Source organism: Klebsiella electrica, from assembly GCF_006711645.1.
GTDB classification, from domain to species: domain Bacteria; phylum Pseudomonadota; class Gammaproteobacteria; order Enterobacterales; family Enterobacteriaceae; genus Klebsiella; species Klebsiella electrica.
On record NZ_CP041247.1, the window covers coordinates 4251100 to 4276255 of the forward strand.

Here is a 25156-nt window from a genome sequence, read left to right on the forward strand (position 1 = left end):
GGCAATAAACGGTCCGGATAGCGGCGCATGGCGCCTTATCCGGGCTGTCTCACCTTCTCCATCCGGTAATTAATCAACGTCTCGCCGCGTACCACCACCTGCTGTTCTTCCACGACCCTGAAACCATGCCGTTCAAAACACGGTTTTGCCGTAATGCTCGCGGCTACCGTCAGGGAACCGTGCGGTATCCGGGTAAACAGTTCCTTGAGTAGCGCGCTGGCAATCCCCCGACGGCCATACTCCGGCGCCACAAACAGGAGATCGATATAGCGGTCCACGGCGGTGATAAATCCCACCGGATGCTGGTCAATCACTGCGACCCACACCACAGAATCCCTTATTTTGAGTCGCCAGCGGGCCTCGTCTACCTGCGCCCAGGCGGCTATCTGGCGGGGGGAATAATCATGGCAGGCGGTCTCTTGTACTGCGCGCAGAAAAAGGGCACACAGCGCCGTAAAGTCGTCGTCGCGATAGGGTCTGATCTTCAGCATCGTTATAATCCCAGTACCAGTTGCCGCTCCAGTTGGGGATCGAGCAGCGTCACGTGTAGCCCCACCAGCCGTACTCCACGGCCGCCCCGCCGTTCGTGCCAGGCTTTGTAGGCGGTGGAGAGCAAATCCTCTTTATTCAGGCGCGGCCAGACGTGCTCCTGAGTGGTCAGTTGAAAATCATTGAATTTCAGCTTTATCCCCTGACGGGCAATCAGCAGGTCCGGTTTGACCTTCAGCAACCGCCGCTCCAGCTCCTGATAAAGGTTCTCGATGATGCTCTCACAGGCAGACCACTCATGGATATCCTCCACCAGCGTACGTTCAACGCCAACCGATTTACGCTGTCGGGTGTTGTTGATCTCCCGCTCATCAATTCCCTGGCTACGCTCCCACAGGATACGACCAAATTTACCAAAGCGGCGAAGCAACATGGCGAGGTCGCTTTTCTGCACATCTTCGCAGGTGCGCAGCCCCATGCTTTCCAGCTTTGCGGCCGAGACTTTCCCCACGCCGGGGATCTTCGCCAGCGGCAGCGTTCGGACAAACTCCGCGACCTGATGCGGCGCAATCACAAACTGACCATTGGGTTTATTCATATCGGAGGCGATTTTCGCCAGAAATTTTACCGGCGCGATACCGGCGGAGGCGGTCAGCTGAAGCTCGTGATAAATGCTCTGGCGAATCTCTTCCGCAATCAGTGTGGCAGAGCCCTGGCAATGTACGCTATCGCTGACGTCGAGATATGCCTCATCCAGAGACAGCGGTTCAATCAATGATGTGTAGCGAGAGAAGATTTCCCGGATATGGGACGAGGCCTGTTTGTAGGCTTCAAAGCGGCCGGGCAGCAGGGTTAAATGCGGGCAAAGCTTGAGGGCCATCGCGGTTGGCATCGCGCTACGCACGCCAAATTTACGCGCCGGATAGTTGGCCGTGCTGATCACGCCCCGCTGTACCCGGCTACCGCCGATGGCAATGGGGATATCACGCAGGGCCGGATTATCCCGCATTTCCACGGCGGCAAAAAAGCAGTCCATATCGACATGGATAATTTTGCGCATACTCAGCCCTCAATAATTACTGGTTAAGTATACAGTAAAATAACAAGCAATGAGAAGTGCGGGAATGGGGCTGCGAGAAAGGCTGCCCGGCGGCACTACGTTTGCCGGGCCGACAAAACCACAGGATAACAGGCCAGGTTAGTGCAGCGTCACCCGGCGTTTTGCCCGGCGGCACTACGTTTGCCGGGCCTACAAAACCACAGGATAACAGGCCGGATTAGCGCAGCGCCTCCGGACGTTTTGCCCGGCGGCACTACGTTTGCCGGGCCTACAAAACCACAGAATAACAGGCCGGGTTAGCGCAGCGCCTCCGGACGTTTTGCCCGGCGGCACGGCGTTTGCCGGGCCTACAAAACCACAGGATAACAGGCCGTATTAGCGCAGCGCCTCCGGACGTTTTGCCCGGCGACACGGCGTTTGCCGGGCCTACAAAACCACAGGATAACAGGCCGGGTTAGCGCAGCGTCACCCGGCGTTTTGCCCGGCGGCACGGCGTTTGCCGGGCCTACAAAACCACAGGATAACAGGCCGGGTTAGCGCAGCGTCACCCGGCGTTTTGCCCGGCGGCACGGCGTTTGCCGGGCCTACAAAACCACAGGATAACAGGCCGGGTTAGCACAGCGTCACCTGGCGTTTTGCCCGGCGGCACGGCCTGTAGAAACGACAAATTCAGAGGATCCGATTTTGCTGGCGCTGCGCTTCGCGAGCCATGCGCTTTTTACGTGCGTCGCAAGGCTCCGGGCAGTCGCAGACTTTCTCAAGCCCCAGCGATGAAATGCCGCCGCAGCTGCCCTGGAGACTTTTACGCTTTATCAGATATCCCAAAGACATCCCCAGAATAACCAGCGCGAAAATGACAAAGGTTGCCACAAACACCGTCAGCATCATCAACCTCCAAAGTCATCCAGCATGATGTTGTCATCCTCAACGCCAAGATCTTTTAGCATCTTGATCACTGCGGCATTCATCACCGGTGGCCCACACATATAAAACTCGCACTCCTCCGGCGCCGGGTGATCGCGCAGGTAGTTTTCATACAGCACATGGTGAATAAAGCCGGTGTGGCCGTTCCAGTTATCTTCCGGCAGCGGGTCGGAAAGCGCCACGTGGAAGGTAAAGTTCGGATTTTCACCTGCCAGCTGCTCAAACTCATCGCCATAGAACATTTCACGCAGCGAACGCGCACCGTACCAGAAGCTGATTTTGCGCTTGCTGTGCAGCCGTTTCAGCTGATCGAAAATATGCGAACGCATAGGCGCCATCCCGGCACCGCCGCCGATAAAGACCATCTCGGCGTCAGTCTCTTTCGCGAAGAACTCGCCAAACGGCCCGGAAATCGTCACCTTATCGCCAGCTTTCAGCGACCAGATATACGAAGACATGATCCCCGGCGGCGCATCCGGCACTTTCGGCGGCGGCGTCGCGATACGCACATTGAGCATAATGATGCCCTTCTCATCCGGATAGTTCGCCATCGAATAGGCGCGCAGCGTCGGCTCTTTAACCTCGGAAACATAGCGGAAAAGGTTAAATTTATCCCAGTCCGCGCGATACTCGTCCGGCACGTCGAAGTCAGCATACGCCACCTTGTGCGACGGACACTCGATCTGGATATATCCCCCGGCGCGGAACGGCACCACTTCGCCGTCCGGCACGCGCAGCTTCAGCTCTTTGATAAACGTCGCTTTGTTATCATTGGAGATAACGTCACACTGCCATTTTTTAACGCCAAAAATCTCTTCCGGCAGCGCGATCTTCATGTTTTGCTTCACCGCGACCTGACAGGCGAGACGGCAGCCCTCTTTCGCCTCGCGCCTGGTGATATGGGAAAGTTCGGTTGGCAGAATATCACCGCCCCCCTCCTTCACCGTCACCCGGCACTGGCCGCAGGAACCGCCGCCGCCGCAGGCAGAAGAGATAAAAATTCCGTTGCTGGCCAGCGTATTCAGCAGCTTATCGCCCGCCGGGGTGCGGATCTGTTTATCCGCTTCGTTATTGATTTCAATCACCACATCGCCGGCGTTGACCAGCTTCGAACGCGCCACCAGGATCAATCCTGACAGCACCAGCACGATCAGCGTAAACATCACCACGCCAAGAATAATTTCCATATTTTCCGCCCTTATAGCTGCACACCGGAGAATGACATAAAGCCCAGCGCCATCAGACCCGTGGTAATAAAGGTGATCCCTAACCCGCGCAGACCGGCAGGCACGTTGGCATATTTCATTCTTTCCCGGATGCCCGCCAGGGCGACAATCGCCAGCGTCCAGCCGATACCGGAACCGAAGCCATAGACAATGGATTCCGGGAAGTTGTAGTCACGCTGCACCATGAAGGAGACGCCGCCAAAAATGGCGCAGTGCACGGCAATCAGCGGCAGGAAGATCCCCAGCGCGTGGTATAACGCCGGGAAATACTTATCAAGGATCATCTCGAGGATCTGCACCAGCGCAGCAATCACGCCGATAAAAGTAATAAAGTTGAGGAAACTTAAATCAACGCCCTCCGCCAGCGCCCCGTCGCGCAGCACCAGGTTATAGATCAGGTTATTGATCGGTACCGCCAGCCCAAGCACAATGGTGACCGTCAGGCCGAGGCCAAAGGCGGTAGAGACCTTTTTTGACACCGCCAGGAAGGTACACATCCCGAGGAAGAAGGCCAGCGCCATGTTTTCTACGAATACGGCGCGGACAAACAGGCTAAGATAGTGAGCCGTCATCGTTTACTCCTTTTCCTGCTGTTCCGGCTTCCAGCTGCGCAGCGCCCAGATCAGCAAACCGATGATGAAGAAGGCGCTCGGCGCCAGCAGGAACAGGCCGTTCGGCTGATACCAGCCGCCGTTCTGCACCGTCTCCAGCACGGTCATGCCAAACAGCTTGCCGCTGCCGATAAGTTCGCGCAGGAAGCCGACAACCATCAGAATGGCGCCATAGCCCAGTCCGTTGCCGATACCGTCCATAAAGCTGGCCAGCGGCGGCGACTTCATGGCGTACGCTTCCGCCCGCCCCATCACGATGCAGTTGGTGATGATAAGCCCGACAAAGACCGACAGCTGCCGGGAGGTCTCATAGGCAAAAGCACGCAGCAGTTGGTCGACGACAATCACTAGCGAGGCCACGATCGTCATCTGTACGATCATACGCACGCTGTTGGGGATGTGATGACGGATCATCGAGATAAACATGCTGGAGAAGGCGGTCACCAGCGTTACCGCAATGGTCATCACCAGCGCGGTTTCCAGTTTAGTGGTCACTGCCAGCGCCGAACAGACGCCCAGTACCTGCAGCGTAATGGGGTTATTGGCCAGCAGCGGCCCCACCAGCACGCGCTTCATCTCTTTCGTATCGCCTGCTTCAGCCATTATTCAGTTCCCCCTCACGCACTCTTTTCAGAAACGGGCCGAAGCCCAGTTCGCCCATCCAGAAATCAAAGCTATGCTGTACGCCATTCGCGGTCAGCGTCGCCCCGGACAGGCCGTCAACGGCGTGGATATCCCCCGGGTGCGCCCCGCCCTTCACCACCCTCAGCGCCGGGTGGCCGCTATCATCCAGCACCTGCTTGCCGATAAACTGCTGACGCCAGTTGGGATTTTCCACCTCGCCGCCCAACCCCGGCGTTTCGCCATGATCGTAATACGTCAGCCCTTTAATCGTACGACCATCGGTGCCCAGCGCCACGAAGGCGTACATCATCGACCACAGACCGTTGCCGTAAATCGGCAGGATCACTTCCTGAATTCGCCGCTGCTCATCGCGCACGAGGTAAATTTCGACGATATTGCTCCGACGTTTGATACCCGCCGGATCCTGGCTGGCGTCCAGCGTAATGCTCTGCTCAGGATCTTTCAGCGCCTGCGCCTGATTGAACTTGCCTGGGTCCTTGTCCAGCAGCTCGCCGCTGGCTAAATTCACCAGCCGCGGAGAGATGCGGGCGGCAAAAACGGCCTCCACCTCGTCAGCGCTCATCCTCGGCGTCATCAGCCCGGACACGGCGAGGATATTGCGTTGTTTGTCCAGCTCGCGCTGCTCCTGCTGGCGCGACTTCAGACCCACGGCGGAGCCGGCGACCACGATGGAGCAGACCAGGCAAAGCACCAGCACCACCAGCAGCGTTTTGCCGGTGCTATCGTTACTTTTCTTCTCAGCCACGCGACTTCCTCCGTTTAATATTGGCCTGCACCACCAGATAATCGAACAGCGGTGCGAAGAGGTTGGCGAAGAGGATCGCCAGCATCATCCCTTCCGGATAGGCCGGGTTAACCACCCGAATCAGCACGCACATCACGCCGATCAGCAGGCCATAGCCCCATTTCCCTTTATCCGTAAACGACGCCGACACCGGATCGGTCGCCATAAACATCATGCCGAAGGCGAAACCGCCGAGCACCAGATGCCAGTACCACGGCATGGCGAACAGCGGGTTAGTGGCGGAACCTATCAGATTGAACAGCGTCGCCGTGGCAATCATGCCGATCATCACCCCGGCGACAATGCGCCAGGAGGCAATACGCCCAAAGAGAATAATCGCGCCGCCAATCAGGATCATCAGCGTCGAAACCTCGCCGATGGAGCCCGGGATATTGCCGAGGAACGCCTCCATCCAGCCGATCGGCTGGCCGCTGGCGACATTGACCAGCGTTTCACCGCCGCCGCTCGCCCACTGAGAAAGCGGCGTGGCGCCGGAGAAACCGTCCGCCGCCGTCCACACCAGATCGCCGGAGATTTGCGCCGGCCAGGCAAAGAACAGGAATGCGCGCCCGGCCAGCGCCGGGTTAAGGAAGTTACGCCCGGTACCGCCGAAGATTTCTTTGCCAATCACCACGCCAAAGCTGATGCCCAGCGCCGCCTGCCACAACGGCAGCGTCGGCGGCACAATCAGTGCGAACAGAATGGAGGTAACAAAGAAGCCTTCGTTGATTTCGTGCCTACGCACGATGGCGAACAGCACTTCCCAGAAGCCGCCGACGATAAACACGGTGAGATAAATGGGCAGGAAGAACACGGCGCCCAGCCCCATCATACTCAGCCAGCCCGCATTCGGGCCAAAGTCCACCCCCAACTGCTGCGCCACGCTATAGTGCCAGTGGCTGGCGATCACCTGCTGCAGTTGCTCCGCGCCGTAGAGTTTGTGCAGCGCCGGGATGGTTTGCAGACCGACGTTATACATGCCCCAGAACATCGCCGGGAACACCGCCAGCCACACCAGGATCATCATACGCTTGAGGTCGATGGCATCGCGGACGTGAGAAGCCCCTTTCGTCACCTGACCCGGCGTGTAGAAAATGGTCGCCGCCGCCTCATACAACGGGTAGTACTTTTCCAGTTTGCCGCCGTGGGTGAAATGCGGCTCAATTTTTTCCAGCAGATTTTTCAAACCCATCACTTATCCTTCCTGCTCAATGCGGGTTAAGACGTCACGCAGCAGCGGGCCGTATTCATATTTTGCCGGGCAGACGTAGGTGCAGAGCGCTAAATCCTCTTCATCCAGCTCCAGGCAGCCCAGCGCCTGCGCGCTGTCGCTGTCTCCCACCAGCAAGTCTCGCAGCAGATGCGTCGGCAGAATATCCAGCGGCATCACGCGTTCGTAGTTGCCGATAGGCACCATCGCCCGCTCGCCGCCGTGGGTATCCGTTGAGAAATTGAACAGTTTGTGTTTGAGAAAATGTCCGAGCGTGGTGCGGGTAATCGAAAACTTGTCTTTCCCCGGCATCGCCCAGCCAAACAGCTCCTTCTCGCGCCCTTCCTTCACCACGCTCACCTGCAGGTGATAGCGGCCAAGGAACGCATACGGCCCCTGGGCGTGGATGCCGCTCAGCACCGAGCCGGAAATCACCCGGCTTTCACCGTCCAGCAGCTCACCGGCCAGCAGTTCATCAAGACTGGCGCCGCAGCAGGTCTCGATCAGCCGCGGCTCTTTAACCTGCGGGCCCCCGAGCGCAATCACCCGTTCGCTGTAAAGTTCCCCGTCGAGAAACAGCCGGCCAATGGCGATAACATCTTGATAGTTAAGATGCCAGACCTGTTTGTTCAGGCTGACGGGCTCAAGGAAATGGATATGGGTGCCTGCCAGCCCGGCCGGATACGGCCCGGCAAACTGGTTAAATGTCACCTTCCCTGACGGATGGCCGCCAAGCTTGCCGCCGCTGGCCTGACAGACATGCACTTTGCCATCCGTCAGGCTGGTGAGCACGGTGAGCCCCGCGTCAAAGGCCTCACGTCGGGCCAGAATAATCGGTTGCGGATCTGCCGCCAGCGGGTTGGTATCGATAGCGGTCACGAAAATCGCCGCCGGTACGCTGCCCGGTGCCGGTGTTTTACTGAACGGACGGGTGCGAAATGCCGTCCATTGGCCGGACATCAGCAACTGCTGCTGCACGGTTTCCCGCGATAATCCCGCCAGGTCGCCTGGCGCATAGCGGGAAAAAGAGACCGCCTCATCGCCGTCGACATCGATAACAATGGATTGCAGAACCCGACGTTCGCCGCGATGGATGGCACCAATCACCCCAGCCGCAGGTGCGGTAAAGCAAACGCCGGGGTTCTTTTTGTCTTCGAACAGAGTTTGTCCTTTTTGTACCCGCTCACCTTCGCGAACCATCATGGAAGGGCGCATACCGACGTACTCTTCGCCCAACAGCGCGACGCGTTTAACCGCAACTTTCGAAGTAATCTGCTGTGATGGCATGCCAGCTATGGGCAAATTAAGCCCTTTTGTGATTTTAATCATATTGTTAGCAGGTATCCGTAATCTAAACCCCCGCCATCAGAGCGAGGCCAGCAACATGGATGGGAAACCAGAGAAAAAAGGAAAATCGCGGTCCTGGTGACGCGCAAGACGGGAGAGAAGCATCCTTTCTTACCCTGATCGTTAATCAACGTAAGTGTAACATTTTGTGAGCGAAGGCTGTAGATAAACCACGACTAACAAGCTGTAAAATGAGACCTGTTGCGCAAAGTTCTGACTGCGCTTTGCGGCCAGATTCGCTATAAAGGACAACTAAATTGTAAACGCGGCGCGGCGGCGCTTGCGAAAAACTGCCGTGATGCTAATGTGAGCGCTCTAAATCCAGAAAAGTCTGATTTCGGGTATCTCTTGCCGTCCTGGCAATGTGGTTTTTGATTTATCAAGGAATAAGCAGTATGCGCAAAATCGCATTATTTATTGCGATGCTTCTGTTGCCGTGCGTTTCATTTGCTGGGTTACTCAGCAATGGCGGCTCGATGACGCCGGTTAGCAAAGAATATAAGCAACAATTAATGGGTTCCCCGGTTTACATTGAGATCTTCAAAGAAGAGCGCACGCTCGATCTCTACGTCAAAATGGGCGAAACCTACCAGCTACTCGACAGCTACCGGATCTGTAACTATTCCGGCGGTCTGGGGCCGAAGCAGCGTCAGGGCGACTTCAAAAGCCCGGAAGGGTTCTATTCCGTGGCGCGCAGTCAGCTCAAGCCTGACAGCCGTTTCTATAAAGCCATTAATATCGGCTTCCCGAACGCCTACGATCGCGCCCACGGCTATGAGGGTAAGTACCTGATGATTCACGGTGCCTGCGTCTCCATCGGCTGCTACGCGATGACCGATACCGGCATTGATGAGATTTTCCAGTTTGTAACCGGCGCGTTAGTGTTCGGCCAGTCCAGCGTGCAGGTCAGCATTTATCCTTTCCGCATGACCAACGCCAATATGGAGCGCCACAAATACTCCTACTATGCGGATTTCTGGAAACAGCTGAAGCCAGGCTACGACTATTTCCAGCAAACCCACAAGCCACCGGTTATCTCAGTGGCCGATGGCCGCTATATCGTCAGCAAACCGCTTAGCCATGAAGTTATCCAGCCACAGCTGGCGTCAAACTACACGGTCCCCGAGGCAAAATAACGCCCACTCGCCTGGCATGATTTTATGCCAGGTCTCGTTGCTGGTCAGCGGCTGAGTGGCGATAACGGTGACCACATCGTTGGGTGTGGTCTCCCGTTGAAAATCGATTTCTACGTCCTGATCCAGTAGCGTTGCCACGCCAAACGGCGCCCGCCGCGTTATCCAGTGCAGATTGGTCGAGCAAAACGCCATCACGTAACGTCCGTCCGACAACAGCATATTGAAGACGCCTTTTTCCCGCAGCGAACCCGCCAGGGTAGCGATAAAGCGGAACACCTCAACCATATCATCTGGACTCCCGCAATAGCGCTCGGTCAGGCAGTGCAGCAGCCAACAGAAAGCTTTTTCGCTGTCGGTTTCGCCGATCGGCTGGAGATTGCCCGTATCCAGGGACTCATAGTCCTCTAGCTGGCCGTTATGCGCATAGGTCCAGTTGCGTCCCCACAGCTCGCGGGTAAAGGGGTGGGTGTTTTCCAGCGCAACGATACCGCGGTTAGCCTGGCGAATATGGGCGATGACCGAGCACGATTTGATGGGATAGTCCTGGACCAGTTTCGCAATCGGCGACTGGAAGCTGGGCTGCGGATCCTTAAATGTGCGGCAGCCTTTACCTTCATAAAAGGTAATACCCCAGCCATCTTTATGCGGGCCGGTGCCTCCACCGCGCTGGACCAACCCGGTAAAGCTAAAACAAATATCGGTTGGCACATTCGCGCTCATCCCGAGCAATTCGCACATACATCACCTCTTCGCACTTTCAGGCAGTGCCGGGTGGGCTCGCAGCTTACCCGGCCTACAACTCAGCCCGCTGGTCGGGCACGCACCGTGCCACCCGACACCATGTCATCAGGCCTTAACCATCTCTTTTTCGATCAGCATAATCAGAATATGAATCACTTTAATGTGAATTTCCTGAATACGATCGGCATAACCAAAATGCGGTACGCGAATCTCAACATCGGCGGAACCCGCCATTTTACCGCCGTCTTTACCGGTCAGGGTGATGACCTTCATCCCCTGCGCGCGGGCAGCCTCAATCGCCTTAATCACGTTGCCGGAGTTGCCGGAAGTGGAGATCCCCAGCAGCACATCGCCGGCGCGACCCACGGACTCGACGTAGCGGGAGAAGACGTACTCATAGCCAAAATCGTTACTGACGCAGGACAGGTGGCTAACGTCAGAAATCGCAATCGCCGGGTAGCCAGGGCGATTCTCACGATAGCGCCCGGTCAGTTCTTCAGCAAAGTGCATCGCATCGCAGTGGGAACCACCGTTACCGCAGGAGAGGACTTTACCACCGGCCTTAAAGCTATCAGCCAGCAGCACCGCGGCACGCTGAATCGCGTGAATATTGGCTTCGTCCTGCAGAAAGTTAGCCAGCGTTTCCGCCGCTTCGTTCAGTTCGTTACGAATAAGATCCTGGTACATGAGGATAATCCTTCAGTATGGTTGGAATAACCCTGGCAGTGTACCGGATAGGCGCCGAAGCGAGAAGCAGCAGCCGACGTAATCCGCCGGGGTTTTGATTTTACGTGCCGCATTTACATACAACAATGTGAGCAAGGTTGTAATTATTTTGTAAACACATTGCTAAAGACAATAACATCCACTACAACCATATCATCACAAGTGGTCAGACCTCCTACAAGACAGGGAGCATTTCTCTATGATGATTTTGAGTATTGTTGCAACCGTTGTTTTACTCGGCGCACTCTTCTATCACCGAATTAGTCTCCTGCTGAGCAGTGTGATTTTGCTCGTCTGGACCGCAGCGCTCAGCGTTGCCGGGCTGTGGAATATCTGGCTGCTGCTGCCGCTGGCGATTATTCTGCTGCCGTTCAACTTTGCGCCGATGCGCAAGTCCATTTTCTCGGCACCGGCCTTCCGCGCCTTCCGTAAGGTGATGCCGCCGATGTCGCGTACCGAAAAAGAGGCCATCGACGCGGGCACGACCTGGTGGGAAGGCGACCTGTTTCGCGGGACGCCGGACTGGCAGAAACTGCACAACTATCCGCAGCCGCGCCTGACTGCCGAAGAACAGGCGTTTATCGACGGCCCGGTAGAAGAAGCCTGCCGCATGGCGAACGATTTTGAAATTACCCATGAAATGGCCGATCTGCCGCCAGCGCTGTGGGCCTTTCTGAAAGAGCATCGTTTCTTTGCGATGATCATTAAGAAAGAGTACGGCGGCCTGGAATTCTCCGCTTACGCCCAGTCACGGGTGCTGCAAAAGCTCTCCGGCGTTTCCGGGATCCTGGCGATTACCGTCGGCGTGCCGAACTCCTTAGGCCCGGGCGAACTGTTGCAGCATTACGGTACTGAAGAGCAGAAAAACCACTATCTGCCGCGCCTGGCGCGGGGTCAGGAAATACCGTGTTTTGCGCTGACCAGCCCGGAAGCAGGCTCCGACGCCGGCGCTATCCCGGATAGCGGCGTCGTCTGCATGGGCGAATGGCAAGGCGAGCAGGTACTGGGCATGCGCCTGACCTGGAACAAACGTTATATCACTCTCGCGCCTATCGCGACCGTATTGGGTCTGGCCTTTAAACTCTCCGATCCTGACCGTCTGCTGGGGGGAGAAGAGGAGCTGGGTATCACCTGTGCGCTGATCCCAACCTCGACTCCTGGCGTTGAAATTGGCCGCCGCCACTTCCCACTGAACGTGCCGTTCCAGAATGGTCCGACCCAGGGTAAAGATATCTTTGTCCCTATCGACTACATCATCGGCGGCCCAACGATGGCCGGTCAGGGCTGGCGGATGCTGGTGGAATGCCTGTCCGTGGGACGCGGCATCACCCTGCCGTCTAACGCCACCGGCGGACTGAAATCCGTGGCGATGGCGACCGGCGCCTATGCCCATATTCGTCGCCAGTTCAAAATCTCCATCGGTAAAATGGAAGGCATCGAAGAGCCTCTGGCGCGTATTGCCGGTAACGCATACGTGATGGATGCCGCCGCCTCGCTGATTACCTACGGCATTATGCTGGGAGAGAAGCCGGCGGTGCTGTCGGCCATCGTCAAGTACCACTGCACCCATCGCGGCCAGCGCTCAATTATTGACGCCATGGATATCACCGGCGGGAAAGGCATCATGCTGGGCGCAGGTAACTTCCTCGCCCGTGCCTACCAGGGCGCGCCCATTGCCATCACCGTGGAAGGAGCTAATATCCTGACCCGTAGCATGATGATCTTCGGTCAAGGGGCGATTCGCTGTCATCCGTATGTACTGGATGAAATGGCTGCCGCGCAAAATAACGATGTTAACGCTTTCGACAAACTGCTGTTTAAGCACATCGGTCACGTCGGCAGTAACAAAGTCCGCAGTTTCTGGCTGGGCCTGACCCGCGGGCTGACAAGCAGCACGCCGACCCAAGACGCGACCCGCCGTTACTACCAGCATATGAACCGCCTGAGCGCGAACCTGGCGCTGCTTTCCGACGTCTCCATGGCGGTGCTGGGCGGTAGCCTGAAGCGTCGCGAGCGTATCTCGGCGCGTCTCGGCGATGTCCTGAGCCAGCTCTATCTCGCCTCTGCGGTGCTGAAACGCTATGACGATGAAGGGCGCAATGAAGCCGACCTCCCGCTGGTCCATTGGGGCGTTCAGGATGCGTTATATCAGGCAGAACAGGCCATCGACGACCTGCTGAAAAACTTCCCGAACCGCTTTGTCGCAGGCGTCCTGAGCGTTGCCATCTTCCCGACCGGCCGTCACTACGACGCGCCGTCCGATAAGCTGGATCATAAAGTGGCGAAAATCCTGCAGGTCCCTAGCGCGACGCGTTCACGTATCGGCCGCGGTCAGTACCTGACCCCGAGTGAACATAACCCGGTCGGTTTGCTGGAAGAGGCGCTGATCGAGGTCATGGCCGCCGATCCGATTCATCAGCGTATCTGCAAAGAGCTGGGCAAAAACCTGCCGTTTACCCGTCTGGATGAACTGGCCCGTAACGCGCTGGCGAAAGGTTTAATCAATCAGGATGAAGCCGATATTCTGACCCGTGCGGAAACCAGCCGTCTGCGCAGCATTAACGTTGATGATTTCGCAGCCGATGAGCTGGCGACGAAGCCGGTAAAGCTACCGGAGAAAGTCCGCAAGATTGAAGCGGCCTGAATAATAAATTAATCACATCACGCTCGGGGCGGGGCTTTCCTCCGCCTCTTTTTTTTACCCTGCTTTGCCCTCCGGTTACGCAAAAAATCATTTCCCGCACTCGCGCGACAGGCGGCCAATCGGCCAGCGCCACGCGCAGCAGATTCCCGCGCAATAATAAAAATACCTACGTAGATCACGTTTCCCTCCTGCAACTCGGTTCAGCCTGCTGAACAAGGCGTATTTTCCGCTTTCCAGAGTCGATAGGCTTTATACCAACAAGAAACGGGGGCCGTTATGGGCGGTAAGGGATGTAATTCATTAATCCGGGCAGAAAAAATTCTGACCCATATTGCTTATGTCGGGGCGGCCAGTTTTATGGAGCTGCTAAAAGAATTCCAGTACCCGAAAAGTAGCCTACTGAATTTATTAAATGCCATGGTCGACTGCGGATTTTTAATAAAAAGTGAGCGTAATCAATACTCGCTCGGCATAAAAAATTACGAACTTGGGTGCCAGTCGCTGCACAGGAAAAACATATTCGAGGTAACCAAGCGCCCGATGCAGGAGCTTTCATTGAAAAGCGGACTGGTCTGCCATTTAGGGGCTATGGAGAGTTACTCCGCCATTTACCTGGATAAAGTCGAGAGCCCGGATTCCGTACCGACGAAAAAAAGCTGGATCGGTAAAAAGCTAGAATTACATATTACCGCGCTTGGTAAGGCGCTGCTGGCCTGGAAGCCGCGAGAAGAGATGGATTATTTTCTCGATGCTTTAATTCTGAAAAAGCACACTAACAATACCTTCACTGATAAAAAGTTATTTCGTGAAGAGCTACAGAAAACGCGTCTCAGAGGATGGGCGATAGATAATGAAGAATCGACCAACGGGGCCGTATGCCTGAGCATGCCGGTTTTCGATATGTATCATCGCGTGAATTATGCCATTTCATTATCGGGTGACCCAATCGTTTATTCGGGAAAGAAGATCGATGGCTATCTCGAATTGCTCAGGCAATGCGCCGATCAGATCTCGCATGGTCTGGGTTATAGAAACGAAAATGAATATTTAAGAAAAGGAAATTGATCTAATGAAAAAATTCAGGGGAATTATTCCACCGGTCTCCACGACGTTCGATGACAACGGTAACATTGATAAAATAGCCTTAGCAGACGTCGCCGATTTTCTTATTAAGAAAGGCGTCGACGGCTTGTTTTATCTGGGAACCGGCGGTGAATTCAGTCAGATGAACGCCGGAAAAAGGATGGACTTCGCCGAGGCAGCAATCGCGGCGGTTGGCGGGCGCGTTCCGGTATTAATTGGCGTAGGCTCCCCCTCCACTGACGAAGCGGTCGAACTGGCAAAACACGCCGAAACCAGCGGTGCGGACGGCATCGTGATTATTAACCCCTATTACTGGAAAGTTGCCGCCAGCAATCTTGAAGACTATTACCACCGCATCGCCAGCAGCGTCCGCCTGCCAGCTATCGTTTATAACTTCCCGGACCTCACCGGCCAGGATCTCACCCCCGATATCGTCAAACGGCTGGCGCTGCAAAATGAAAATATCGTCGGGATTAAAGACACAATCGACAGCGTCGGCCACCTGCGGGCGATGATTAACACCATCAAAGCCGTGCGCCCCGATTTCTCCGTGTTCTGCGGCTTCGACGACCATTTACTCAATAACCTGCTGCTGGGCGGGGATGGCGCCATTACCGCCAGCGCAAACTTCGCGCCGGAACTGTCTGTCGGCATTTTTCGCGCCTGGCAAGATGGCGATCTCGCGACCGCGGCGACGCTGAATAAAAAATTGCTGCAGCTACCGGCTATCTACTCGCTGGAAACACCGTTTGTCTCCCTGATCAAATATGCCATGCAGTGTGTGGGGCTGCGGGTGAATACCTATTGCCTGCCGCCGATTCTGGAGGCGTCGGAAGAGGCGAAAGCACGGGTTCGCGAGCTGCTGGCCGCGCAGGGCATTTTAACATCATGAGGAGGCATTCGATGTCTATTGACGATATTTTTGCTGGTGATAACCCGGACATCTACCGCGTCAGAACCCACGCGCCGGGTCCGCAGGGCGAACTGCCGCTGACCGGGGATATGCTAATCAATCGCCCTAGCGGCGATATTTTTGGCATGACCATGAATGCCGGGATGGGCTGGTCGCCGGATGAATTGAATCAGGAGGGTATCCTGCTGCTTAGCACGCTGGGGGGGCTGCGCGGGCAGGACGGCAAACCCGTCGCGCTGGCGCTTCATCAGGGACATTACGAGCTGGACATCCAGATGAAAGCGGCAGCGGAGGTCATCAAAAACCATCACGCCCTGCCTTATGCAGTGTATGTCTCCGATCCCTGTGACGGACGCACGCAGGGTACCACCGGCATGTTCGATTCATTACCTTATCGCAATGATGCCTCTATGGTGATGCGCCGCCTGATCCGTTCCCTGCCGGGAGCCAAAGCGGTGATTGGCGTGGCAACCTGCGATAAAGGGCTGCCCGCGACCATGATGGCGCTGGCATCGCAGCATGATAAAGCGACGGTATTGATCCCCGGCGGGGCCACGCTGCCGGCTTTACATGGCGAAGATAACGGCAAGGTGCAGACTATCGGCGCGCGTTTTGCCAACGGCGAATTATCGCTGCAGGACGCTCGTCGGGCGGGCTGCCAGGCCTGCGCGTCGTCGGGTGGCGGCTGCCAGTTCCTCGGAACCGCAGGCACCTCGCAGGTCGTCGCTGAAGGCCTCGGCCTCGCGATTCCTCATTCTGCGCTGGCGCCTTCAGGTGAACCGGTCTGGACGGAGATCGCCAGGGCATCAGCGCGGGCCGCGCTGCTGCTGAGCCAGAAGGGCATCACGACGAAGGATATCCTCACCGATCGCGCGATTGAAAACGCCATGATGGTCCACGCGGCATTCGGCGGCTCCACCAATCTCCTGCTGCACATTCCGGCGATTGCCCATCAGGCGGGCTGCCATATTCCGACGGTGGAGGACTGGATACGCATAAATAAACAGGTGCCGCGCCTGGTCAGCGTACTGCCCAATGGCCCGGTTTATCACCCAACCGTACGGGCCTTTATGGCTGGCGGCGTACCTGAAGTGATGCTGCATCTGCGCCAGTTGGGTCTTCTGCATGAGGATGTCATGACCGTAACGGGCAGTACGCTAGGGGAAAATCTCGACTGGTGGCAGCGCTCCGAACGTCGGCAGATATTTAAAAACCTGCTGCTCAGCCAGGAGCAGGTTGATCCCCAGGAGGTCATCATGTCTGCGCAACAGGCGCAAAAACGCGGGTTAACCTCCACGATGACCTTCCCGGTCGGAAATATCGCTCCGGAGGGCTCGGTCATAAAATCCACGGCCATCGATCCCTCGGTCATTAATGAAGAGGGTATTTATTATCATCAGGGCGTGGCGAAGGTGTACCTCTCGGAGAAAACCGCCATTTATGATATCAAACACGACAAAATTAAAGCGGGCGATATTCTGGTTATTATCGGCGCAGGGCCGTCCGGCACCGGGATGGAGGAAACTTATCAGGTGACCAGCGCGTTGAAGCATTTATCCTATGGGAAACATGTTTCTCTTATTACCGACGCCCGATTCTCTGGTGTTTCCACCGGCGCCTGTATTGGCCACGTTGGGCCGGAAGCACTGGCCGGCGGCGCCATCGGGAAATTACGCAGCGGGGATCTCATCGAAATTAAAATCGACTGCAAACAACTCCAGGGAGAGGTCAATTTTCTGGGTCTCGCTAACGCTCAGACTCTCCCCTCACGAGAGGAGGCGACTATTATATTAAATGGCAGAAGCAGCCATCCTGATTTAATGCCCGATCCTGATTTACCAGATGATACCCAACTCTGGGCGATGCTCCAGGCAGTAAGCGGCGGAACCTGGCGTGGCTGCATCTACGACGTTCATAAAATCAGCGCAGCACTGCATCAGCATATGAAAAAATCCTGAAGGAATAATTAAAACTATTTAATATTATTAATGAGAGGACGTTATGCCACTATTAATTGTTGTGGCAGGTATCGCTGTACTCCTGCTTTTAACCATAAAAATAAAACTCAATACTTTTGTTTCATTAATTATTGTTTCATTGGCCGTAGCTATTGCCAGCGGCATGGACCTGAATAAGGTCGTCGTGTCTGTCGAATCCGGACTAGGCGGCACGCTGGGTCATATCGGCTTGATATTCGGTTTTGGCGTAATGCTCGGACGATTATTATCCGATGCCGGCGGCGCGCAACGTATTGCGTTGACCATGCTAAACTATTTTGGTGTCAAAAGACTGGACTGGGCGGTAGTGACTTCGGCATTTATTGTCGGTATTGCGCTATTTTTCGAAGTTGGTTTAATCCTGCTGGTACCGATTTTATTCGCCATCGCCAGGGAAGCCAAAATATCACCGATGTATATGTGCGTACCAATGCTGTCGGGTTTGTTAGTGGCGCACGGTTTTCTGCCGCCTCATCCCGGCCCTACCGTCATCGCCAGAGAATATGGCGCAGATGTTGGTGTCGTGCTGATTTATGGCATCATCGTAGGCATTCCAACCTTTATTCTCTGTGGCCCACTGCTGAATAAAGTATGCCAACGGCTGATCCCGGAGGCCTTTGCCAAAGAAGGCAATATTGCGTCCCTTGGGGCAACAAAGAGTTTTAGCGAAAGCGAAATGCCGGGGTTTGGGATAAGTTTTCTGACTGCCATGCTGCCAGTTATCCTGATGGCGCTGGTCACCATTATGCAAATGGTCCGGCCAAAAGACGCAGGCGACCCCGGTATGCTCTATTCCGTATTCCTGTTTTTAGGAAACTCGACGATCGCGATGCTGATTTCGCTGCTGTTCGCCATTTGGGCCATGGGGCTCGGGAGAGGCAAAACGATTCCGGAACTGATGGACTCCTGCGGGAAAGCGATTGCGGGTATTGCCGGTCTGTTATTGATTATCGGCGGCGGCGGCGCATTCAAACAGGTGCTGATTGATTCTGGCGTCGGCCAGTATATTTCGACGCTGGTGGCAGGCACGGATATCAACCCCATTCTGATGGCGTGGGGAGTGGCGGCCTTTCTGCGGATTTGTCTCGGCTCCGCAACGGTTGCCGCTATCTCCACCGCCGGCCTGGTGATCCCTTTGCTGTCTGCACACCCAAATACAAACCTGGCCTTGATTACTCTGGCGACGGGCGCAGGCTCCTGCATTTGCTCGCATGTCAATGATGCAAGCTTCTGGATGATAAAGGATTTCTTCGGCCTGACTATCAAGGAAACCTTACTGTCCTGGACGTTAATGTCAACAATGCTATCTCTTTGCGGCCTGATCTTCATTCTGTTGGCCAGCATGGCGCTTTAAGCCACGCGCCATGCCTCACGCAGTGCCCCTTAAACTCCCCTCGCGGGCCCGGGTTTACGGGGCACCATCGTAGAACTAAAAAAGCCGCGTGAGTCAATCCGCGCCAACCCGTCTTTGCGGCTTGCCTCCCCCTTTGCCTCTGGCAACACCTTCCCCACACAAATCGTTTCCAGAATTAGCATTTCTTTAACAAAATATTCCGCTGACTATCCAGAGACTGATATGGTGTTAAAGTAACTATAACCGCCTAATGATAATGGAGTTCACCACTGTGCCAGGCCTGAAAATTACGCTATTGCAACAACCGCTGGTGTGGATGGACGGTCCCGCCAACCTGCGCCATTTCGATCGCCAGCTGGAAGGTGTCAGCGGGCGCGATCTGATTGTTTTGCCGGAAATGTTTACCACCGGCTTCGCTATGGAAGCCGCGAAACAGTCGCTACCGCAGGAAGAGGTCATTGACTGGATGCTGGCGAAAGCGCTGCAGACCAATGCCCTGATTGCGGGGAGCGCTGCGCTGCAAACCGAGCGCGGCCCGGTTAACCGCTTCCTGCTGGTAGAGCCAGGCGGGAAAACCCATTTTTATGATAAGCGGCACCTGTTCCGGATGGCCGAAGAGCATCATCATTATACGGCGGGCAACCAGCGGGTCATTTTCGAGTGGCGCGGCTGGCGGATCCTGCCGCTGGTTTGCTACGACCTGCGCTTCCCGGTCTGGTCACGCAACCATAACGACTACGATTTAGCGCTGTACGTGGCCAACTGGCCGGCGCCGCGTTCGCTGCACTGGCAGTCGCTGCTGGTCGCCAGGGCCATTGAAAACCAGGCTTACGTCGCCGGCTGCAATCGGGTCGGTACCGATGGAAATGGCCACCACTACCGGGGAGACAGTCGCATTATCAGCCCGCAGGGTGAAATTCTGGCAACGGCAGAACCTCACCAGGCCACGCGCCTCGATGCGGAACTGTCGCTCACCGCGCTCAACGAGTATCGCGAAAAATTCCCCGCCTGGCAGGATGCCGATCCGTTTAGCCTGGATTAATTTCCCTCTCCCCCTCGTCATCGAGGGGAAAAGCGTTTCCCTTTCGTTTTTGAAAACGCCGCCACCGCAAATGGCCCCGGATGAGCTTAGCTGTGCTTGCGGTCACAGCATTAATACGCCGGTTTTCTGGCGCAGCCCTGCAAAATAACCTTATAATCGCTGCACCCTTTCCTGTCTTAAGTTTAAGCTGGAGATACAATGGAGCTCAGTCGCAGGCAGTTCTTTCGCATCTGCGTGGGTGGGATGGCAGGGACAACCGTAGCATCGCTTGGTTTTCTTCCTGCGTTTTCCGCTAACGCCGAGACGCGTCAATATAAGCTATTAAAATCCAAAGAAACCCGTAATAACTGCACCTACTGCTCGGTGGGTTGCGGCATCATCATGTATAGCCTCGGGGATAACGCGAAGAACGTACGTGAAAGTATTTACCACATTGAAGGCGATCCCGATCATCCGGTGAGCCGCGGTTCTTTGTGCCCGAAAGGTGCCGGAGTGCTGGACTATATCCATAGCGACAGCCGTTTGCGCTATCCGGAATATCGGGCTCCGGGGGCGGATAAATGGACGCGCATCAGCTGGGATGAGGCGATTAATCGCATCGCGAGGTTAATGAAGGACGACCGCGATGCCTACTTTATCGAAAAGAATGCCCAGGGCGTCACCGTGAACCGTTGGTTGACCACCGGCATGCTGTGCTCTTCGGCGGCGAGTAATGAGACCGGGATCCTCGACGGCAAATTTACCCGCGCCTTGGGGATGGTGTCGATTGACTGCCAGGCGCGTCTTTGCCATGGCCCGACGGTCTCGGCGCTGGCGCCGACCTTTGGCCGTGGGGCGATGACCAACAACTGGGTGGATATCAAAAACGCCAACGTTGTGCTGATTATGGGCGGCAACGCGGCGGAAGCACATCCGGTTGGCTTTAAATGGGTTATCGAAGCCAAAATTAAAAATAATGCGACGGTCATCGTCGTGGATCCGCGTTTTAACCGCAGCGCGGCGGTAGCCGATCTGTACGCGCCGATCCGCGCCGGTTCCGACAGCGCCTTCCTGCTTGGCGTCATTCGCTATCTGATCGCGCACGATCGGGTGCAGCATGAGTACGTGCGCCACTACACCAACGCCAGCATGATCGTGCGCGAAGATTATGCTTTCGATGCCGGGCTGTTCAGCGGTTTTGATCCTGAACAACGGCAGTACGATAAAACCAGCTGGAACTACGAGCTGGATGAGAACGGTTTCGCCATGCGCGATGAAACCTATCGCCACCCGCGCTGCGTCTGGAATCTAATGCGGCAGCATGTCGAGCGCTACACCCCGGAAATGGTCAACCGCCTATGCGGAACGTCGATCGACGATTTCCTGCGCATTTGTCAGCTTCTGGCCAGCACCAGCGTGGCGAATCGCACCGCCACTATCTTATATGCCCTCGGCTGGACCCACCATACGGCGGGCGCGCAAACCATCCGTGCCGCGGCGATGCTGCAACTGCTGCTGGGCAATATCGGCATGGCCGGCGGCGGGATTAACGCGCTGCGCGGGCACTCCAATATTCAGGGCTATACCGACCTGGGGCTACTCTCCACCAATCTGCCGGGGTATATGCCGTTACCATCGGAAAAACAGCCGGATTATCAAACCTATATTGCGCAAATCACCCCTGCGGCCTTAGGCGCGGGTGAAGTTAACTACTGGCAAAATACGCCGAAATTTTTCGTCAGCATGATGAAGAGTTTCTGGGGCGATTCGGCAACAGCGGAGAACAACTGGGGCTATGACTGGCTGCCGAAATGGGACCGGCTATACGATGTGATGACTCAGGCCGAGCTGATGACGCAGGGAAAAATCAATGGTTATATTGTCCAGGGCTTTAACCCACTGGCGGCGTTTCCTGATAAGAACAAATCTTCCCGCGCGTTGGCAAAGCTCAAGTACCTGGTGGTGATTGACCCGCTGGTGACAGAGTCGTCGAACTTCTGGCAGAACCACGGTGAGATGAACGACGTTCGTCCTGAAGATATCCAGACCGAAGTCTTCCGTCTGCCATCCTCCTGTTTCGCCGAAGAGAACGGCTCGATTGCCAACTCGGGCCGCTGGCTGCAGTGGCACTGGGCGGCGGCCGAACCGCCGGGCGAAGCGCTCCACGACGGCAAAATTCTCGGCCGCCTGTTTATGCGCCTGCGCGATCTTTATCGGCAGGAAGGCGGCGCCAACCCGGCGCCGGTGCTGAATATGTCGTGGGATTATCACGATCCCCTTGACCCGCAGCCGGAAGAGGTGGCCCGTGAGGCCAATGGTAAAGCGCTGCGCGATATTGTTGATGACCAGGGCCAGGTTATCGTCAAAAAAGGCCAGCAGCTCAGCAGCTTTGCGCAATTGAAGGATGATGGTTCCACCAGCAGCTACTGCTGGGTCTATTGCGGCTGCTGGACTGAACAGGGCAACCAGATGGCGAATCGTGATAATAGCGATCCTTACGGGCTGGGCTGTACGCCCGGCTGGGCCTGGTCCTGGCCGGCTAACCGCCGCATCCTGTATAACCGCGCATCCGCCGATCCGGCGGGTAAGCCTTGGGATCCGCAGCGCGCGCTGCTGCACTGGGACGGTAAACGCTGGGCGGGAATGGATGTCGCCGACTATAGCCTGGCGGCACCGGACAGCAACGTCGGGCCGTTTATCATGAACCCTGAAGGGGTGGGCCGTTTGTTCTCCCTGAACAAAATGAACGATGGCCCCTTCCCTGAGCACTATGAGCCAATAGAGTCGCCGATTGGTACTAACCCTCTCCACCCGAAGGTAGTCTCCAGCCCGGTGGCGCGGATCTTTAGCGATGATCTGGCGAATATGGGTCATGCGGATGAGTTCCCGTATGTAGCGACCACCTATTCGATCACCGAACTGTTCCGTCACTGGACCAAGCATGCGCGTCTGAACGCCATCGCCCAGCCGGAGCAGTTTATTGAAATCGGCGAAAATCTGGCTAAAGAGAAAGGTATTTTGAGCGGCGACATAGTCAAAATCGTCTCGAAACGCGGTTTTATCAAGGCCAAAGCGGTGGTGACGAAACGTCTGCAAACGCTGACCATCGATGGGCGTACGGTCAATACGATCGGCATTCCCTGTCACTGGGGTTTTGAGGGGGCGACCCGGAAAGGGTTCCTGGCGAACACGCTGACGCCTTCAGTGGGCGATGCGAATTCGCAAACTCCGGAATACAAAGCTTTCCTTGTGAACGTGGAAAAGGTGTAACGGAGACGACTTATGGCTTATCAATCGCAAGACATTATTCGTCGTTCCGCGACTAACGGTTTCACTCCCGCGCCTCAGGCGCGGGACCACCAGCAGGAAGTCGCGAAGCTTATCGACGTCACCACCTGTATTGGCTGTAAAGCCTGTCAGGTCGCCTGTTCAGAATGGAACGATATCCGCGATGAAGTCGGTCACAACGTCGGGGTGTACGACAACCCCGCGGATCTGACCGCCAAATCCTGGACGGTGATGCGCTTCTCCGAAGTGGAGCAGAACGACAAACTGGAGTGGCTTATCCGTAAGGATGGCTGCATGCACTGCGCCGACCCCGGCTGCCTGAAGGCCTGCCCGTCGGAAGGGGCTATCATTCAGTATGCCAATGGTATCGTGGATTTTCAGTCCGAGCAGTGCATCGGCTGCGGCTACTGTATCGCCGGCTGCCCGTTCAATGTGCCGCGCCTGAACCCGGAAGACAACCGCGTCTACAAATGTACGCTGTGCGTCGACCGCGTCACCGTGGGTCAGGAGCCTGCCTGTGTGAAAACCTGCCCGACCGGCGCTATCCACTTTGGCTCCAAAGAGGATATGAAAACGCTGGCAGGCGAGCGCGTCGCTGAACTGAAAACCCGTGGTTACGACAACGCGGGCCTGTACGATCCGGCCGGCGTCGGCGGCACGCACGTGATGTACGTGCTGCACCACGCCGACAAACCGAATCTGTATCACGGCCTGCCGGAGAACCCGGAAATCAGCGCCACCGTGAAGTTCTGGAAAGGTATCTGGAAACCGCTCGCGGCGGTAGGATTCGCCGCGACTTTCGCCGCCAGCGTCTTCCACTATGTCGGGGTCGGTCCGAACCGTGCGGAAGAGGAAGAGGACAACCTGCATGAAGAGAATGACGAGGTGCGCAAATGAAAAGACGTGACACCATCGTGCGCTACACGGCGCCGGAACGCATCAACCACTGGGTCACCGCCTTCTGCTTCGTGCTGGCGGCGGTGAGCGGACTGGGCTTTTTCTTTCCGTCCTTCAACTGGCTGATGCAGATCATGGGGACACCGCAGCTGGCGCGTATACTGCACCCGTTTGTCGGCGTTATCATGTTCGCGTCGTTCATCATCATGTTTTTCCGCTACTGGCACCATAACCTCATCAACCGGGATGATATCTTCTGGGCGAAGAATATTCGTAAGATCGTCGTCAACGAGGAAGTGGGTGACACCGGGCGCTATAACTTCGGCCAGAAGTGCGTATTCTGGGCGGCGATTATCTTGCTGGTGCTGCTGCTGGCGAGTGGCGTGATCATCTGGCGTCCGTATTTTGCGCCGGCGTTCTCAATCCCGGTGATCCGCTTCGCGCTGATGCTGCATTCATTTGTCGCCGTTGCCCTGATTGTGGTTATTATGGTGCATATTTACGCCGCCCTGTGGGTGAAAGGCACCATTACCGCGATGGTGGAGGGCTGGGTTAGCAAAACATGGGCGAAGAAACATCACCCGCGTTGGTATCGCGAAGTGAAAGAGAAACAGCCTTCGACCAGCAAAGATTGATAAAGTCAGTACGAGAGCTTTTCTGACTGACGGGTGTCAGCGTAGTGACCGCGCGTAACAGAAACAGCGATGCTGTTACGCGCTATTTTACCTGGCGATGACCTGGGCGCAGACATCAATAAAATGGGTCATCATCGCGCAAGTCAGGCGGCAATAGCGGGCAGTAAAACTGCAGATATAAAAAAGGCCCACGTTAATGAATAACATGGGCCTGAATAGTGGCGGAACGGACGGGACTCGAACCCGCGACCCCCTGCGTGACAGGCAGGTATTCTAACCGACTGAACTACCGCTCCACTTACTGTTCCCTTGGGAACGAGGCGAATATTACGGATTCCCCATAACGCCGTCAACGCTTTTTCTTCAGTTTTGAATCGTTTGCTGTAAAAATCGCCCGCCAGGTGATTTTTACAGCATATCCCGAT

22 protein-coding genes and 1 tRNA gene are annotated in these 25156 nt (G+C 55.9%); 11 read left to right on the top strand and 12 right to left on the bottom strand.

The window, feature by feature from the left end:
• Positions 1 to 35 precede the first annotated feature (35 nt).
• From Electrica_RS20345 to Electrica_RS20385, 9 genes are all read right to left on the bottom strand, one after another.
• Entirely contained in the window at positions 36 to 488 is a 453-nt protein-coding gene (locus Electrica_RS20345) for a GNAT family N-acetyltransferase (RefSeq protein ID WP_227699383.1), read from the bottom strand.
• 5 nt (positions 489 to 493) lie between these two features.
• Positions 494 to 1549, bottom strand: a complete 1056-nt coding sequence (dinB, locus tag Electrica_RS20350) for a DNA polymerase IV (RefSeq protein WP_131050412.1) — start codon at positions 1547 to 1549, stop codon at positions 494 to 496.
• Between the two features lie 669 nt (positions 1550 to 2218).
• Positions 2219 to 2434 carry a (Na+)-NQR maturation NqrM gene (gene nqrM / locus Electrica_RS20355; RefSeq protein ID WP_004858255.1) on the bottom strand — a complete coding sequence of 72 codons (216 nt, stop codon included), beginning with the start codon at positions 2432 to 2434 and terminating at the stop codon, positions 2219 to 2221.
• 2 nt (positions 2435 to 2436) lie between these two features.
• Positions 2437 to 3660 (bottom strand): NADH:ubiquinone reductase (Na(+)-transporting) subunit F, encoded by a 1224-nt coding sequence (gene nqrF / locus Electrica_RS20360; RefSeq protein WP_100684750.1) that lies wholly within the window; start codon positions 3658 to 3660, stop codon positions 2437 to 2439.
• A gap of 11 nt (positions 3661 to 3671) precedes the next feature.
• Positions 3672 to 4271 (bottom strand): NADH:ubiquinone reductase (Na(+)-transporting) subunit E, encoded by a 600-nt coding sequence (gene nqrE / locus Electrica_RS20365; RefSeq protein ID WP_100684751.1) that lies wholly within the window; start codon positions 4269 to 4271, stop codon positions 3672 to 3674.
• Positions 4272 to 4274: 3 nt separating this feature from the next.
• The gene (locus Electrica_RS20370; protein WP_141965278.1) at positions 4275 to 4913 is read right to left on the bottom strand and encodes an NADH:ubiquinone reductase (Na(+)-transporting) subunit D; all 639 of its coding nucleotides are present in this window, start codon (positions 4911 to 4913) and stop codon (positions 4275 to 4277) included.
• Positions 4906 to 5700 (bottom strand): Na(+)-translocating NADH-quinone reductase subunit C, encoded by a 795-nt coding sequence (locus tag Electrica_RS20375; RefSeq protein WP_100684753.1) that lies wholly within the window; start codon positions 5698 to 5700, stop codon positions 4906 to 4908. The genes Electrica_RS20370 and Electrica_RS20375 overlap by 8 nt, the downstream gene beginning before the upstream one ends.
• On the bottom strand, positions 5693 to 6931 hold the full coding sequence (locus Electrica_RS20380) for an NADH:ubiquinone reductase (Na(+)-transporting) subunit B (RefSeq protein ID WP_100684754.1): 1239 nt from the start codon (positions 6929 to 6931) through the stop codon (positions 5693 to 5695). Before Electrica_RS20380 ends, Electrica_RS20375 begins: the two co-directional genes overlap by 8 nt.
• 3 nt (positions 6932 to 6934) lie before the next feature.
• Entirely contained in the window at positions 6935 to 8278 is a 1344-nt protein-coding gene (locus tag Electrica_RS20385) for a Na(+)-translocating NADH-quinone reductase subunit A (protein ID WP_141965279.1), read from the bottom strand.
• Positions 8279 to 8691: 413 nt separating this feature from the next.
• Between Electrica_RS20385 and dpaA the strand changes: the two genes are divergently transcribed.
• Positions 8692 to 9432, top strand: coding sequence for a peptidoglycan meso-diaminopimelic acid protein amidase (dpaA, locus tag Electrica_RS20390; RefSeq protein ID WP_131050416.1), 741 nt, complete (start codon positions 8692 to 8694; stop codon positions 9430 to 9432).
• Here the strand turns inward: dpaA and Electrica_RS20395 are convergent.
• Both Electrica_RS20395 and lpcA read right to left on the bottom strand, forming a co-directional pair.
• The gene (locus Electrica_RS20395; RefSeq protein ID WP_100684757.1) at positions 9403 to 10170 is read right to left on the bottom strand and encodes a class II glutamine amidotransferase; all 768 of its coding nucleotides are present in this window, start codon (positions 10168 to 10170) and stop codon (positions 9403 to 9405) included. The genes dpaA and Electrica_RS20395 overlap by 30 nt on opposite strands.
• Before the next feature lie 108 nt (positions 10171 to 10278).
• A complete protein-coding gene (lpcA, locus tag Electrica_RS20400; protein WP_004099149.1) occupies positions 10279 to 10860 on the bottom strand; it encodes a D-sedoheptulose 7-phosphate isomerase in 582 nt (193 codons plus the stop codon).
• A gap of 238 nt (positions 10861 to 11098) precedes the next feature.
• Between lpcA and fadE the strand changes: the two genes are divergently transcribed.
• The 10 genes from fadE (at position 11099) to Electrica_RS29150 (ending at position 24935) form a co-directional block, all read left to right on the top strand.
• The gene (gene fadE / locus Electrica_RS20405) at positions 11099 to 13543 is read left to right on the top strand and encodes an acyl-CoA dehydrogenase FadE (RefSeq protein ID WP_141965280.1); all 2445 of its coding nucleotides are present in this window, start codon (positions 11099 to 11101) and stop codon (positions 13541 to 13543) included.
• Positions 13544 to 13819: 276 nt separating this feature from the next.
• Positions 13820 to 14608 (top strand): IclR family transcriptional regulator, encoded by a 789-nt coding sequence (locus Electrica_RS20410; RefSeq protein WP_131050418.1) that lies wholly within the window; start codon positions 13820 to 13822, stop codon positions 14606 to 14608.
• Positions 14609 to 14612: 4 nt separating this feature from the next.
• Positions 14613 to 15518, top strand: a complete 906-nt coding sequence (locus Electrica_RS20415) for a dihydrodipicolinate synthase family protein (protein WP_141965281.1) — start codon at positions 14613 to 14615, stop codon at positions 15516 to 15518.
• 11 nt (positions 15519 to 15529) lie between these two features.
• Positions 15530 to 17497, top strand: a complete 1968-nt coding sequence (locus Electrica_RS20420; protein ID WP_141965282.1) for a YjhG/YagF family D-xylonate dehydratase — start codon at positions 15530 to 15532, stop codon at positions 17495 to 17497.
• Between the two features lie 43 nt (positions 17498 to 17540).
• Entirely contained in the window at positions 17541 to 18890 is a 1350-nt protein-coding gene (locus Electrica_RS20425; RefSeq protein ID WP_100684762.1) for a GntP family permease, read from the top strand.
• Between the two features lie 271 nt (positions 18891 to 19161).
• Positions 19162 to 19932, top strand: a complete 771-nt coding sequence (locus tag Electrica_RS20430) for an amidohydrolase (RefSeq protein ID WP_141965283.1) — start codon at positions 19162 to 19164, stop codon at positions 19930 to 19932.
• A gap of 198 nt (positions 19933 to 20130) precedes the next feature.
• Entirely contained in the window at positions 20131 to 23181 is a 3051-nt protein-coding gene (gene fdnG / locus Electrica_RS20435) for a formate dehydrogenase-N subunit alpha (RefSeq protein ID WP_141965284.1), read from the top strand.
• Positions 23182 to 23193: 12 nt separating this feature from the next.
• Positions 23194 to 24096 (top strand): formate dehydrogenase subunit beta, encoded by a 903-nt coding sequence (gene fdxH, locus Electrica_RS20440; protein ID WP_131050830.1) that lies wholly within the window; start codon positions 23194 to 23196, stop codon positions 24094 to 24096.
• Positions 24093 to 24731: a formate dehydrogenase cytochrome b556 subunit gene (gene fdoI / locus Electrica_RS20445; RefSeq protein ID WP_141965285.1), complete on the top strand. Its 639-nt coding sequence runs from the start codon at positions 24093 to 24095 to the stop codon at positions 24729 to 24731. The genes fdxH and fdoI overlap by 4 nt, the downstream gene beginning before the upstream one ends.
• 69 nt (positions 24732 to 24800) lie before the next feature.
• Entirely contained in the window at positions 24801 to 24935 is a 135-nt protein-coding gene (locus Electrica_RS29150; RefSeq protein WP_255493266.1) for a hypothetical protein, read from the top strand.
• Positions 24936 to 24950: 15 nt separating this feature from the next.
• Here the strand turns inward: Electrica_RS29150 and Electrica_RS20450 are convergent.
• A tRNA-Asp gene (locus Electrica_RS20450) sits at positions 24951 to 25027 on the bottom strand.
• Between the last annotated feature and the right edge of the window lie 129 nt (positions 25028 to 25156).